The sequence below is a fragment of the Jannaschia rubra genome, from assembly GCF_001403735.1.
Taxonomy (GTDB): Bacteria; Pseudomonadota; Alphaproteobacteria; order Rhodobacterales; family Rhodobacteraceae; genus Jannaschia; species Jannaschia rubra.
Genome location: NZ_CXPG01000009.1, coordinates 112,102 through 125,961, shown reverse-complemented (window position 1 = coordinate 125,961; position 13,860 = coordinate 112,102). Strand labels below are relative to the sequence as shown.

12 protein-coding genes are annotated in these 13,860 nt (G+C 67.7%); 5 read left to right on the top strand and 7 right to left on the bottom strand.

Annotated elements, in window-relative coordinates:
* The 7 genes from JAN5088_RS00885 to JAN5088_RS00855 all read right to left on the bottom strand — a co-directional run bounded on the left by JAN5088_RS00885 (window position 1) and on the right by JAN5088_RS00855 (window position 5,885).
* Window positions 1–1,704: an ABC transporter permease gene (locus JAN5088_RS00885; RefSeq protein ID WP_055680912.1), complete on the bottom strand. Its 1,704-nt coding sequence runs from the start codon at window positions 1,702–1,704 to the stop codon at window positions 1–3.
* A gap of 72 nt (window positions 1,705–1,776) precedes the next feature.
* Window positions 1,777–2,889 carry an extracellular solute-binding protein gene (locus JAN5088_RS00880; protein WP_055680911.1) on the bottom strand — a complete coding sequence of 371 codons (1,113 nt, stop codon included), beginning with the start codon at window positions 2,887–2,889 and terminating at the stop codon, window positions 1,777–1,779.
* Between the two features lie 78 nt (window positions 2,890–2,967).
* Window positions 2,968–4,062 (bottom strand): ABC transporter ATP-binding protein, encoded by a 1,095-nt coding sequence (locus tag JAN5088_RS00875; protein ID WP_082429738.1) that lies wholly within the window; start codon window positions 4,060–4,062, stop codon window positions 2,968–2,970.
* 210 nt (window positions 4,063–4,272) lie between these two features.
* Window positions 4,273–4,746 (bottom strand): c-type cytochrome, encoded by a 474-nt coding sequence (locus JAN5088_RS00870; RefSeq protein ID WP_055680909.1) that lies wholly within the window; start codon window positions 4,744–4,746, stop codon window positions 4,273–4,275.
* Between the two features lie 6 nt (window positions 4,747–4,752).
* Window positions 4,753–5,235 (bottom strand): DUF411 domain-containing protein, encoded by a 483-nt coding sequence (locus JAN5088_RS00865; RefSeq protein ID WP_055680908.1) that lies wholly within the window; start codon window positions 5,233–5,235, stop codon window positions 4,753–4,755.
* A gap of 70 nt (window positions 5,236–5,305) precedes the next feature.
* Window positions 5,306–5,623 (bottom strand): hypothetical protein, encoded by a 318-nt coding sequence (locus JAN5088_RS00860; protein WP_055680907.1) that lies wholly within the window; start codon window positions 5,621–5,623, stop codon window positions 5,306–5,308.
* Between the two features lie 67 nt (window positions 5,624–5,690).
* On the bottom strand, window positions 5,691–5,885 hold the full coding sequence (locus JAN5088_RS00855; protein WP_055680906.1) for a heavy-metal-associated domain-containing protein: 195 nt from the start codon (window positions 5,883–5,885) through the stop codon (window positions 5,691–5,693).
* A 143-nt stretch (window positions 5,886–6,028) separates the two neighbouring features.
* Here JAN5088_RS00855 and JAN5088_RS00850 point away from each other — a divergent pair, with 143 nt between their 5' ends.
* The 5 genes from JAN5088_RS00850 (at window position 6,029) to JAN5088_RS00830 (ending at window position 13,851) form a co-directional block, all read left to right on the top strand.
* Window positions 6,029–8,491 carry a heavy metal translocating P-type ATPase gene (locus JAN5088_RS00850; RefSeq protein WP_055680905.1) on the top strand — a complete coding sequence of 821 codons (2,463 nt, stop codon included), beginning with the start codon at window positions 6,029–6,031 and terminating at the stop codon, window positions 8,489–8,491.
* The gene (cueR, locus tag JAN5088_RS00845; protein ID WP_055680904.1) at window positions 8,488–8,871 is read left to right on the top strand and encodes a Cu(I)-responsive transcriptional regulator; all 384 of its coding nucleotides are present in this window, start codon (window positions 8,488–8,490) and stop codon (window positions 8,869–8,871) included. The genes JAN5088_RS00850 and cueR overlap by 4 nt, the downstream gene beginning before the upstream one ends.
* A 56-nt stretch (window positions 8,872–8,927) precedes the next feature.
* On the top strand, window positions 8,928–9,773 hold the full coding sequence (locus JAN5088_RS00840) for a DUF6692 family protein (RefSeq protein ID WP_055680903.1): 846 nt from the start codon (window positions 8,928–8,930) through the stop codon (window positions 9,771–9,773).
* Between the two features lie 11 nt (window positions 9,774–9,784).
* The gene (locus tag JAN5088_RS00835; RefSeq protein ID WP_055680902.1) at window positions 9,785–10,537 is read left to right on the top strand and encodes a MauE/DoxX family redox-associated membrane protein; all 753 of its coding nucleotides are present in this window, start codon (window positions 9,785–9,787) and stop codon (window positions 10,535–10,537) included.
* Window positions 10,538–10,632: 95 nt separating this feature from the next.
* The gene (locus JAN5088_RS00830; RefSeq protein ID WP_055680901.1) at window positions 10,633–13,851 is read left to right on the top strand and encodes an ExeM/NucH family extracellular endonuclease; all 3,219 of its coding nucleotides are present in this window, start codon (window positions 10,633–10,635) and stop codon (window positions 13,849–13,851) included.
* The last annotated feature ends 9 nt before the right edge of the window (window positions 13,852–13,860 follow it).

Here is a 13,860-nt window from a genome sequence, read left to right as displayed (position 1 = left end):
CTAGGACAGCGACACGTTGTCGATGCCGACGATCCGATCGTAGAGGTAGTAGAGCACCAGCACGACCACGAGCAGGATCGTCCCCAGCGCCGCCGCTAGGCCCCAGTTCAGCGAACTCGAGATGTGATAGGCGATCCGGTTCGAGATGAACGTCCCCGTCGTGCCGCCCACCAGTTCAGGCGTGATGTAATAGCCGATCGACAGGATGAAGACGAGGATGCACCCTGCCCCGATGCCCGGCACCGATTGTGGGAAATAGACCCGGCGGAAGGCCGTGAAATTCGTGGCCCCGAGCGACTTCGCCGCCCGGACATAGCTGGGCGGAATCGTCTTCATCACCGAGTAGAGCGGCAGGATCATGAACGGCAGCAGGATGTGCGTCATGGCAATTATCGTGCCCGTCTGGTTGTTGATGAGCGCGAGCCGCCCTGCGTTCGATACGATCCCCGTCCAGACCAGGATGTCGTTGATGACCCCCTGCTGCTGCAACAGCACCTTCCAGGCGGAGGTCCGCACCAGAAGCGATGTCCAGAACGGGAGCAGGACGAGGATCAGCAGGATGTTCGCCGTCCGCATCGGCAGGTTCGCCAGAAGGAACGCGATCGGATAGCCCAGCAGGATGCAGCTGACCATGATGGTCAGCGACATGAACATCGTCCGCCCGAACAGGAGGCCATAGATCTGCCGGTCCTCGGGTTGCGCCGCGATGCCGTCGGCGGTCAGCTGGAAATCGGCGGCGGCCAGGAAATAGCCGGCCGTGTATTTGCCCGAGAACGCCTTGATCGTGCCCCATAATTCCGGGTCGGCCCAGTCCCGGTCCATGTCGACGAAGGCATCGGTAACGGAGAGCGCATCGAACGTCGGGGCGGCGACGGCGGCCTCGGCCAGCAGCGGCTCATCCTCGGGCAAGGTCACGGGACCGAGTGTCAGATCCTCCCACAGCGCCTGATAGACGATGTTCCAGGGTTCCTCCTCCGTGGGACTGTCGCGGTCCTCGGTCTGGATCAGACGGGCGAAATCGGCGTAGATGTCGGCGGTCCGCGGCAGCATCTCCGCCACACCGTCGCGCAGGCGAAAAGCCGGTTCGCGCGTGGTGAAGGGCCCCTGGGCTGCTTCCTTCTCGGCGGCCCATTCCGCCTGATCGGCGATCCAGCCCTCGTCGGCCATCAGCGCGATCCAGGTCGCGGGCTCCTCCCATGCGGGGTTCAGAGCGATGAACTGGTCCGTCAGTTCCTCGCCGATATCATCCACGCCTCGCCCGGTCTTGCGCAGCAGGGAAGACGCCCCCGTCGTCTCGTAATTCAGGCGCGACCCAAGCCGCGTATGGTTCTTCAATTCCGCCGCGATCACCAGATCGCGTGCCAGGTCGCGGAACACTTCCTCGTCGGGCGTCCCTTCCCCATCCCAATCGCGCAGCGCGACGACGGTGCGCGGCAACGTTTCGGACACGATCTGGTTCTCGACCGACCGGAACAGCATGTCAGCGATGGGGGCTATGAACGTCACCAGCACGAAGATCAGAAGCGGCGCAATCAAGGCCAGCGCCCGCAGCTTCTGCCGGCGCAGGGCCTTGTTGAGGCTGCGTCGGAGCGGCGTCCCGTCGGCCGCCAGCACGGGGCCGGCCAGCTCCTCCTCGACGATGCGCAGGCCGGTGTCCGGCGTCACGCCGGTTTTCGCGTCGGGGCCCTGGGTTGCATCGGTCATGAGGTCTCGCCTTCGGGTCGTCCGGGTGCCGGGTATGTCGGGGGCGACCCTGCGGCCGCCCCCCATGATGGCTTACTGCGCGAGCCAGGCCTGGAACTTCGAATCCAGGTCGTCGCGGTAATCCGCCCACCATTCGTAGTTCTGCACGAAGGCGTTGCTCGCGTTGTCGGGGTTCGTCGGCATGTGCGGCGCCATCTCGATACCAAGCTCCGCGTGCTTGCCTACCAGCGGGGCGGAGGATTTGCGGGCCGGGCCATAGCTGATCCAGGCCGCCTGATCCGCCAGACGCTGCGTGTCCGTGGCGAAATAGAGGAAGTCCTTCACGCGGTTCAGCGTCGGCTCGTCCAGCCCCTCGGGAATGACCCAGCCGTCGAGGTCGTAGGACTGCGCGTCCCAGAGCATCGCGACGGGCTGATCCTGCTCCTCGATGACCGAGAATAGGCGCCCGTTGTAGGACGACCCCATCACGACTTCACCGTCCGCCAGAAGCTGCGGCGTGTCCGCGCCCGACGTCCACCAGACCGTCTGGTCCTTGATGGTGTCGAGCTTGGCCAGCGCGCGGTCCTGCCCTTCCTCGGTCTCCAGCGTGTCGTAGACGTCCTCCATGGCGACGCCGTCACAGATCAGCGCCCACTCCATGTTGTTGTGCGGACGCTTCTCCAGGCTGCGCTTGCCGGGGAACTCCTCCAGGTTGAAGACGTCGCAGATCTCATCGGGGGTGCGGCCGTCCCAGGCGTCCACATCGGTGCGGTAGCCGAAGGTATAGGAATAGGCGATCTGCGGGATGAAGCAGTCCGAGATCAGCATCTCCTCCCCGAAGTCCTCGGACGCGGGCGTGCCGTCGGGCGCGGGCGCCAGAAGCTCGTCGTGGTCGACCTCCATGGCCAGACCCTCGTCGCACAGGCGCATCGAATCGGCGGCAGTCGCATCGACCAGGTCCCAGGTGATGTTGTTGGCTTCGGACTGAGCGCGCATGCCCGCCACCGCCTCGGCCGAACTTTCGTCCCAGGTGACCTTCAGCTCCGGATGCATCGCCTGATACGGCTCCACATAGGCCTTGAGCTGGCTGTTCTGATACGCGCCGCCCCAGCTGACGATCGTCATCTCGTCGGCCATCTCCTGCGCCAGCGCCGGCATGGCCACGATCGCCGCGCCGCTCATGAGCATCAGTGATTTAAGTTTCATCTCGGTTTCTCCTTGTTGCAGGCCCTTGTTCTCATCGCCACGCGCCGGGCATCCGCGGGGCTTGTCCCTCCGGCCGCGTCACCCGTTCAGCGCGCGGCAATCCTCCGGCAGCCAGCCGATCTTGACGTGCTGGCCGGGCGTCAGCCGCTTCTGGCCCACACGGTTCCGGGTCTTGACGATGAAATCATCGCGCCCCGCCACCCGCAGGCGGGTGCGGAACACGTCGCCCATGTAGATGAATTCCAGCACCTCGGCGTCGAGCGTATGGGCATCGGGCCCCAGTTCCGGGTCGATCTCGACCCGCTCGGGGCGGATGGACACCAGCGTCCGCTCGCCCGGCTTCGACACATTGACCGGAACGGCGTCGATGGTGGCGCCGTCGTCCAGCTTGACGAGGCAGCGGTGGTCGCCCATCTGCGTCAGCTGGCCGGCCAGCGTGTTGTTCTCGCCGATGAACTGCGCGACGAAGCTGTTGTCGGGCCGTTCGTACAATTCGTCCGGCGGGGCAAGTTGCTGGATGCGGCCGTCGTCGAACACCGCGACCCGGTCCGACATCGTCAGCGCCTCGGTCTGGTCATGGGTGACGTAGACCGTAGTGATGCCCAGCTCATGCGCCAGGTTGGTGATCTCGAACTGCAGCGTCTCGCGCAGCTGCTTGTCGAGCGCGCCCAGCGGCTCGTCCATCAGCACCAGTTCCGGCTCGAAGACCAGCGCACGCGCCAGCGCGATCCGCTGCTGCTGCCCGCCTGAAAGCTGCGCAGGCCGGCGGCCGCCGAAATCCTGCATCTGCACCATGCCGAGCGTGCGCTTGATCCGCTCCTCCCGCTCGGACTTGCCGACCTTGCGGACCTCCAGCGGGAAACTCAGGTTCTCGGCCACGGTCATGTGCGGAAACAGGGCGTAGTTCTGGAACACCATGCCGATGCCGCGCCTGTGGGGCGGGATGTTGTTGATCTCGCGCCCCTTCAGACGGATCTCGCCGTGGGTGGCGGTCTCGAAGCCTGCCAGCATCATCAGGCATGTCGTCTTGCCCGACCCCGACGGCCCCAGCATCGTGAGGAATTCGCCCTTGGCGATCGAGAGGTTGAGGTCTTTGACGACCAGCGTTTCGCCGTCGTAGCTTTTCTGGACGCGCTCGAACTCCACGAACGCGGTTTCACGTGCATCGGACAAGATATCCGGCTCCCTGATGTGGCTGGACGCTCAGTATCGCCCGCTCGTTGACGGGCAATAGACTCGACGACGGGCCATTATGCAACCGAAAGGGCGCGAGCCGGCCAGAACCCTTCCGTTCCGCCATCCGACATCGGGGATCGGAACGTCGCGCCGAACGGCGACGTCTGCCTGCGCGGCAAGGTCTCACCGGCAACCGGAAGGGCGCGCCTAGCGCCCTTCCGCCCGGGCATTGATGGCGTCGTGGGTGGCCCGCACCTCCGCCGGCCAGGTGGACTTGATGTAGGACAGCGCCGCGCGGATCTCCGCATCCGTCAAGACATCCTTGAAGACCGGCATTCCCGAATTCACGCGCATGTCGGGCCCGAGTAATGCCCCGACCCCGTCCCGCGTCAAGGTGATGAGCGTGGCGTCGTCATGGTGCCATGTGTGCCCGGTTGCGTCATGGGGCGGTGCGGGCAGGGCCCCGTCCGGCCCCGGACTGCGCCAGTCAGGCTGACCCTCCAGCCCCGCCCCATGGCACGAAGCGCATTGCGCGGCATAGATCGCGGCCCCCAGCTGAACCTCGGCCCGGTCGTCCGGACGCAGGCCCGGGCTGTCAGCTTCGGCCCCGGGCCAGACGGCGATGAGGAGGCCGGCGACCCCGATGCCGCCGACCAACCCCAGAAGCACGATGCGTCGCATCGACCCTCAGCTCGCGAAAGGCGTCGCGGTCCCGGCACGGTAGAACACCCGCCCGTCGCCGGCCGCGCCACCGAAAGCGATCACGTCGAAGCGTGCATCCGGATCGTCCCCCATGCCGGGCGACCCCATCGGCATCCCCGGAACGGCCAGCCCCGCGATGGCGGGACGGTCGCGCAACACGGCGTCTAGGGCCTCGAAGGGCACATGCCCCTCGAACACGTAGCCTTCGGCCCGAACGGTGTGACAGGAGGCGAGCGCCCCCGGCACGCCGAGCGCGGCTTTCTCTGCGTCGGGATCCGTGAACTCACGCATGGTGACGACATGGCCGCGCGCGCGGGCGAGGTCGGCCCACCCTTCGCAGCAGCCGCATCCGGGCGACTTGAAGATTTCGAGGTCGACAGGCGCGGCGGCCCGTGCGGACAGGGAAAGGGTGGACCCGGCAAAGGCGGTGCCTGCCAGAAGGGTCAGGAAACGGCGTCGATCGGTCATGATATGATCCTCGGTCGAAAGGGTGGGACGTGCGACAGCACGCTCCGGAAAAGTCACGAAGGAAGCGACTTCAGCCTTTCGGAGGGGCCAGCGGAACGACTGCATCCGGGGGCGCGGGCGCCCGTGCCTGCGCGGTGCGGTGCCGGATGGTGCGGACGGCGACGTCCGGCGCAAACGGAGCGGAGATCAGGACGGCATCCCACCCGCAGGGCGCGGAGGTCCGGCCCGGCACGGCATCGCAGCATTCCATCTCCGGCGTCTCGCCATCGGGCATATCGCCCATTTCCATCGCCGCATGGCTCGCGCCCTGCGACAGCGCATGGGCGGCCTGCATCGTCAGCGCGGACAGAAGCGCGACGGTCAGCAGAAGGGGAAGCAGGAAGCGCATGGCAGACACCTAGGCGCGGTTACGGGTCCATGCAAGCGAAGCGCGCCCTCGTCGATCCCAACCCGCCTCAGATCGGCCGCGCCTCATAGCCTTCGTCGCGCAGCGCCCGAAGCAGCTGCTCCTTACCGGCGTCGCTCTCGACATCGACAGTGCGGCCGGGCAGGTCGACGACGACCTTTGCCCGGGGGTCGACGGAGGCGATGGCTTTCTCCACCGCCGCACGGCAGTGGCCGCAGGTCATGTTCTCGACGTTCAGGCGCATGGGGCACTCCTTTCGTTGTCGAACCCGACCTAGGGCATTCCCGCGCGGGAATGCCAGACGATGGAGGTTTTTCTTTCCGGACCCTTGACCTTCCAGCTACTGGAACCCCCATCTGACCGTCAGGACCGGATGCGGAGATTCCCATGGCGACCCAGACATTCGAAATCGAAGGCCTCTCCTGCGCCTCATGCGTGGGCCGGGCGGAACGCGCCTTGTCCGCCGTGCCCGGCACGTCAGGCGTCCGGGTGAACCTCGCCACCCACCGCGCCCATGTCGACGGCACCGCATCGGCGCGCGACCTCTCCGCAGCCTTGGCCGAAGCCGGCTATCCCGCGCGGCAGGAGACGGTCGTGCTGGACGTGGACGGCATGACCTGCGCGTCCTGCGTCGGGCGCGTGGAACGGGCGCTGATGGCGGTGCCGGGCGTGACCGGGGCGCAGGCGAACTTCGGCACCGGCCGGGCGACTGTTACGGTTCTGCATGGTTCGGTGAAGCCCGCCGATCTGGCTCGCGCGTCGACGCAGGCAGGATACGCGGCCAGTGTGCCGCAGGCCGGCACCGACGCCCGCCCGGAGCATGACGACGGGGCCAGCGACCTGCGCCGCCGCCTGATCGTGGCGGCCGCCCTGACGCTGCCGGTGTTCGTGGTGGAAATGGGCGGGCATTTCATCCCCGGCGTCCGCAATCTGGTCGACGCGACCATCGGGCGGACGGCGTCCTGGTGGATCCAGTTCGTGCTGGCCACGCTTGTGCTGGCCGGGCCGGGCCGCGTGTTCTTTACCAAGGGCATCCCTGCCTTGCTGCGCGGCGCGCCCGAGATGAACAGCCTCGTGGCCCTCGGCACGTTCGCGGCCTGGGGTTATTCCACCGTGGCCCTTCTGTTGCCCGGCATCTTCCCCGAAGGCACCCGCGCCGTCTATTTCGAGGCGGCCGCCGTCATCGTCACGCTGATCCTGCTGGGGCGCTGGCTGGAAGCGCGGGCACGGGGCCGCACCGGGGCCGCCATCGCGCGTCTGGTGGGCCTACGGCCCGCGACCGCCCGCGTGATCCGCGACGGCGCGGCGGTCGAGGTGCCCGTGGCCGACATCGTGACCGGCGACCTGATCGAGGTACGCCCGGGTGCGCGTCTGGCCGTGGACGGCACCGTGACCGACGGCGCCTCCTGGATCGACGAGAGCATGGTGACGGGCGAACCCGACGACGTCCGCAAGGAGGTGGGAGACCCGGTGACAGGCGGCACCGTCAACGGCGCCGGGGCCTTCACCATGCGCGCCGACGCCGTAGGCGAGGATACCGTGCTGGCCCAGATCATCCGCATGGTCGAGACGGCGCAGGGCGCCAAGCTTCCGATCCAGGCGCTCGTGGACCGCGTGACAGGCGTCTTCGTGCCTGTCGTCATGGGCCTCGCCGCGCTTACGGTGGCGGTCTGGCTGTTCGTCGATCCGTCGCTCGCACTGGTGGCGGGTGTGTCGGTCCTCATCATCGCCTGCCCCTGTGCGATGGGTCTGGCCACGCCCACGTCGATCATGGTTGGGACCGGCCGCGCCGCCGAACTGGGCGTGCTGTTCCGCCGGGGCGACGCCCTCCAGGCATTGCAGGGCGTCCGCGTCGTGGCACTCGACAAGACCGGTACCCTGACGGCCGGCCGGCCCGAAGTCACCGCCCTGATCCCCGCCCCTGGCCTGACCCGCCCCGAGGTACTGACCCTGACCGCGGCGGTCGAGGCGAAATCCGAACACCCCATCGCCGGCGCCATCCTGCGCGCGGCGGAGCGTGAAGGCCTGACCCTGCCCGAGATCTCAATATTCGAGAGCCACACGGGCCTTGGCGTCTCGGCCATGGTCGACAATCGGCGCGTCCTCGTCGGCGCCGAACGGTTCCTGACCGGCGAGGGCGTCGACGTGGCCCCACTGCGTGCCGATGCCGACCGCATCGCGCGCGACGGCCGGACGCCGCTCTGGGTCGCCATCGACGGGGCCGTCGCCGCGGCCATCGGCGTGGATGACCCGATCAAGCCGTCCACCCCCGCCGCCATCCGGGCGCTGCACGATCTGGACCTGCAGGTCGCGATGATCACGGGCGATGCCGCAACCACGGCCCGCGCCGTGGCGGGCCGGCTGGGCATAGACCATATCGTCGCCGAGGTCATGCCGGTCGGCAAGGTCGACGCGCTGAAGGCCCTGCGAGCGGATCACGGCGCCATCGCCTTCGTCGGCGACGGCATCAACGACGCCCCCGCCCTGGCCGAGGCCGACGTGGGCATCGCCATCGGCACGGGCACCGACATCGCCATCGAGGCGGCGGACGTGGTGCTCATGTCCGGCGAACTCGACGCCGTGGTCCGCGCCTTGTCGATCAGCCGCGCGACGATGCGCAACATCCGCCAGAACCTGTTCTGGGCCTTCGCCTACAACGCCGCGCTGATCCCGGTGGCCGCCGGGGTGCTCTACGGCCTGACCGGGACGCTCCTGTCGCCGATGCTGGCAGCCGGGGCCATGGCGCTGTCGTCGGTCTTCGTGCTGAGCAACGCGCTGCGCCTGCGACGCGCCGGGACTCCGGTCGGGGACGCGTCTCCTGACACCCGACCCGAGGAGGCGCTGGCATGAACATCTCCGCCGCCGCCGAACGTTCGGGCGTCCCGCCCAAGACGATCCGCTACTACGAGAACATCGGCCTCGTCCGACCGCAGCGGGAGGCGAACGGCTACCGCGTGTTTCGCGAGAGCGACGTCCACAAGCTGACGTTTCTTGGTCGCGCCCGCGCCCTCGGCTTCGGGATCGAGGACTGCCGGGCCCTGCTCGCCCTCTGGGAGGACGAGGCGCGCGCCTCGGCCGAGGTCAAGCGCATCGCCGCGGACCACCTGGCTGAGATCGACGCGAAGATCGCCGATCTGCGCGACATGCGCGAGACGCTGGCCGATTTGGTCGATCATTGCCGCGGCGACGACCGCCCGGACTGTCCGATCCTGAAATCCCTCCAGGCCTGACGGAACCCGCCCGCGCTGGAACGTTGTTCTCCTGTCGAAGCAGCAGGAGAAACCCTATGTCATACTGGCGCTTTTTCGCGATGATCGGCACGTCCACGGTCGTGATGTACGGCCTGATGTACGCAAATTCCTACGCCTGGGAGCATCTCTACTTCAGCGAAAGCCGCGTCTACATGGCGTTCTGGATGGGTGCCATGATGGCCGTCATCATGCTGGCCTACATGCTGGGAATGTATTCCGACAAGCGCATCAACATCGCCATTTTCCTAGGCAGCGCCGTCGTCTTCGTCGCCGCGCTGACCCTCTTCCGCACGCAGGCCCTGGTCGAGGACCGATCCTGGATGAAGGCAATGATCCCGCACCATTCCATCGCGATCCTGACGTCGCGGCGCGCCGATATCAGCGACCCCCGCGTGGCCAAGCTGGCCGAGGAGATCGTGCTGGCGCAGGATCGCGAAATCTCCGAGATGCGCTGGCTGCTGGAGGACATCGCTCGCAATGGCGAAGCAGGTGCCGACACCCCCCTTGGCCGCACGGACGGCGAGACGCCGGTCGAGACGCTGGCCGAGGCGCTGGCCACGCCCGTCATCGCCGGCATCCGGCCCGACCCCATGACCGAGGCCGAGATCGCCCGCGCGCTCGGCACGCAAGCCACCTGCCGCTTCACCCGCGCCGTCGATGCCGACCCGATCCTCGCCACGGCGGACGGACGCGGCGTGGCCAAGGTCTCGGGCTCGCTGATCCTGCTCGATGGCGACGTTCCGACCTTTGCCGCCGAAGGCATCCGCTTGACGCTCACCCCGCCCGAGACGGACGATGGCGAAGGCGCCGACCTGATCTTCGATCTGACGACCGAACCGCCGTTCCGGGTCGGCTTCGACGGTTACTGGACTTGCACCTGAGGGAGGGCGCGATGCCACGCGACACCACGAGAACCGCGAAACTCTACCGGATGACGATGCCCGACCACATCTGTCCCTTCGGACTGAAGTCGAAGGATCTGCTTGAGCGTGAGGGGTTCGAGGTCGAGGATCACCCCCTGACGACCCGCGAGGAGACCGAAGCCTTCATGGAGAGGCAGGGTGTCGACACCACGCCGCAGACCTTCATCGACGGCGAGCGTATCGGCGGATACGACGATCTGCGGGTCCATTTCGGCAAGGCGGATCCTGAGGCGGGCGACACGTCCTATCAGCCCATCATCGCCCTGTTCTCCGTCGCCGCCCTGCTGGCGCTCGCCGTCGCCTGGCTAACGCTGCCCACGATATTCGCCTGGCGGACGCTTGGATGGTTCATCTCCATCTCCATGGTCCTGCTCGGCCTCCAGAAGCTCAAGGACATCGAGTCGTTCTCGACGATGTTTCTCAACTACGACCTGCTGGCAAAACGCTGGGTCCGTTATGCCTATGCCTACCCCTTCATCGAAACGGGCGCGGGCCTCCTGATGACGGCCATGCTTTTGCCCTGGCTCTCCATCCCCTCCGCCCTGTTCATCGGGACGGTGGGGGCGGTCTCGGTGTTCAAGGCCGTCTACGTCGACAAGCGCGAACTCAAATGCGCCTGCGTGGGCGGCGACAGCAACGTGCCGCTGGGCTTCGTGTCCCTGACCGAGAACCTGATGATGGTGGGCATGGCCCTCGTCATGCTCTGGATCGAACTCGCCTAGTCTTCCGGGCCGATGTCAGAAAATGTTTGCAATCGCATCTGACAGGTCCGCAACTGTCCCGGACACTCCAACCTAGCTTTCAGGACAGGTGACAGATGACTTCGTTTCCCCGGTTCCGCATTGGCACGTTCGGCGATGACATTCTGACGGGGGGGCGGGGGCGGGACGTCCTGCTGGGTCTCTTCGGCAACGATACCCTGTCGGGCGGGGCCGGACGCGACACCCTGTTCGGCGGCTGGGGCGACGATGTCCTGTCGGGCGGCGCCGGGCGCGATCGCCTGTTCGGCGGCGCGGGCTTCGACACCGCCCTGCTGGGCGGCGGCGTGACCGACTATGCCGTCAGCGGGGGGCGCGGCAAGTTCCGGGTCGAGAACCTGCGCGACGCGAGCGACGTCGACCGCCTCTGGGGGATCGAGCGTCTGGTCTTCGGCGACGGCTATGTCGCCGACCTGACCGGGGGCAACAACGCCGTCCGCGCGGCGGACGATGCCGCCGACGTGTCGGCGGCGGGTCAGACGGCCCTGTCCGGCCTTCTGGACAACGATTTCGACTTCGACGGCGATGCGCTGCGGATCGTCAGCATCGACACCACCGACCTCATCGGCACGGCGCGGCTGGTCGACGGACAGATCGTCTATGATGCGGGCGGCGCCCTCGACGCGCTGGCCGAAGGGCAGACCGCCCAGACGACGCTGCGCTATACCGTCAGCGACGGGAACGGATCGACGTCCGAGGCGCAGGTGACGCTGACCGTCGCGGGCGTGAACGACGCGCCGATCCTGACGGTGGCGCAATCCGCCGAGGTGGCCGAGGGCGAGACCGCCGTCGCGATGGCGCAGGTTTCGGACCCCGATGCGGGCGATACGTTCGCCTTCGCCCTCTCGGGCGCGGATGCGGGTCTGTTCACCATCGGCGGGGACGGCACGCTGCGCTTCATCGACGCCCCCGATTTCGAGGCTCCAACCGATGCGGACGGTGACAACATCTATGACGTCACCGTCACGGCCACCGACGCGGGCGGTCTGTCCGACAGCCAGGACGTCTCCGTCGCCGTGACCGACGTGGCCGAGGGGCCCGCCGTGGTCATCAACGAAATCCACTATGACAACGCGGGCGCCGACACCGGCGAGTTCATCGAGGTCGCGGGCGCGCCAGGAACCGAGCTGACGGGGTGGAGCCTCGTCCTCTACAACGGCAGCAACGGCACGGTCTACGATACCATCGCCCTGTCGGGCACGATCGGCGACGCCGGGGTGGCGGATTTCGACGCGGTGGGCCTTCAGAACGGCGCGCCCGACGGCATCGCCTTGGTCACGCCCGACGGGACCGTGGCGGAGTTCCTGTCCTACGAGGGCGTGCTCACCGCGACCGACGGGCCGGCGACGGGACTGACATCGAGCGACATCGGCGTCGCCGAAGGCAGCGGAACCGAAGTCGGCCAGTCGCTGCAGCGGCAGGCCGACGGCACCTGGACCGGACCGGTGGAGGCCACTCGGGGCGCGGCCAACGACAGCGGCCCCGTCGACCCCGGCGAGGCGCAGGCCGCCCTCATCAGCGAGGTGCAGGGCGACGGCGCGGTGGCCGCGCTGATCGACCGGTTCGTGTCGGTGACGGCGGTGGTGACGGCCACGGTCGGCAACGGCTTCTATCTGCAGGAGGAGGACGCCGACGCCGACGGCAACGCGGCCACCTCCGAAGGCATCTTCGTCTTCACCGGCGACACCCCCGGCGTGACCGTGGGCGATGTCGTCTATGCCGAAGGCACGGTGGAGGAGTTCTTCGGCTTCACCCAGATCGCCGCCAGCGCGACCCGCACCATGGGCACCGCCGCCCTGCCCACGGCCGCCGACCTGGTTCTGCCGTTCGCGACCGAGTTCGACCTCGAGTCGGTCGAGGGGATGCGCGTCTCGGTCACGGCCGAGGGCGCGCCGCTCACGATCATCGAGAACTTCAACTTCGACCGCTTCGGCCAGATCACCGTCAGCGCGGGCGAGCAGATCCAGCCCACGCAGATCTTCGACGCGCAGACCCAGGCTGCCGAGATCGACGCGCTCATGGCGCGAAACGCGGCCAACCGCCTGCTGATCGAGGATGGCGTCGGCGGGCAGAACCCCGACAGCTTCGGCTACATCGCCAACGACACGGCCGGCGACGACGGCGACGGCGTGCTGTCGGCAGGCGACGACCTGTCGCTGGGCAACCCCGCTCCCCGCATCGGCGCCCAGATCGACGCGCCCATCGAGGGCGTGCTGGCCTATGCCTTCGGCGCCTATCAGGTGATCCCGACCGGAACCCTCTCCATCGACCCTGCCACCAACGCGGGTGCACGCGACGCCGATGCGCCCGACGTGGGCGGCGACCTGACGGTGGCGAGCTTCAACGCTCTCAACTACTTCACCACGCTGGGCGAACGCGGCGCCGCCACCGAAGGCGATCTGGCGCGCCAGACCACGAAGCTGGTCAACGCGCTGGTCGAGATGGACGCCGACATCGTGGGCCTGCAGGAGGTCGAGAACAACGGCTTCGGCGAAGGCTCGGCCATTGGCGCGCTGGTCGCGGCGCTGAACGCCCGGCTCGGGGCGGAGGTCTATGCCGTGGTCGATCCGACCGACGACGGTGGCATGATCGGCACCGATGCGATCACCACCGGGCTGATCTACAAGATGGATGCGGTGTCGCTGATCGCCGCGGACACCTTCGCCTTCGACGTGGCCGACCGGCAGCTCAACCGCCCCGCCGTGGTCGGCGCCTTCGAGGATGCGAACGGCGGCGTCGTCACCGTGGCCAGCAACCACTTCAAGTCGAAGGGCCCGAGCGGGGTGGACGCGGGCGACCCGAACGCCGATCAGGGCGACGGTCAGGGCAACTGGAACCTCGCGCGCACGCAGGCGGCAAAGCAGCTGACCGCCTGGCTCGCCACCGACCCGCTGGGCACGGGCGACCCGGACGTCCTCATCATCGGCGACCTCAACGCCTACAGCCAGGAAGACCCGGTGCAGGCAATCGAGGCGGCGGGCTACGTCAACCTGCTGGAGCGGTTCGTGGGCGCGGCCGACGCCTTCAGCTTCGTCTTCGACGGCCAGCGCGGCGCTCTCGATCAGGCGATGGCGACGGACTCTCTGGCGGGTCAGGTGACCGGGGTGGCCGAGTGGCACATCAACTCGCCCGAACCGGACCTTCTGTCCTACGACAGCCGGTTCACCGATGCGGGCTTCTTCGACCCGACGACCCCCTTTGCAGCCTCCGACCACGACCCGCTACTGATCGGCCTGACGCTGACGCCATCACAGACGGATGGCTTCGTCTTCGTCTGACGTGCCGAA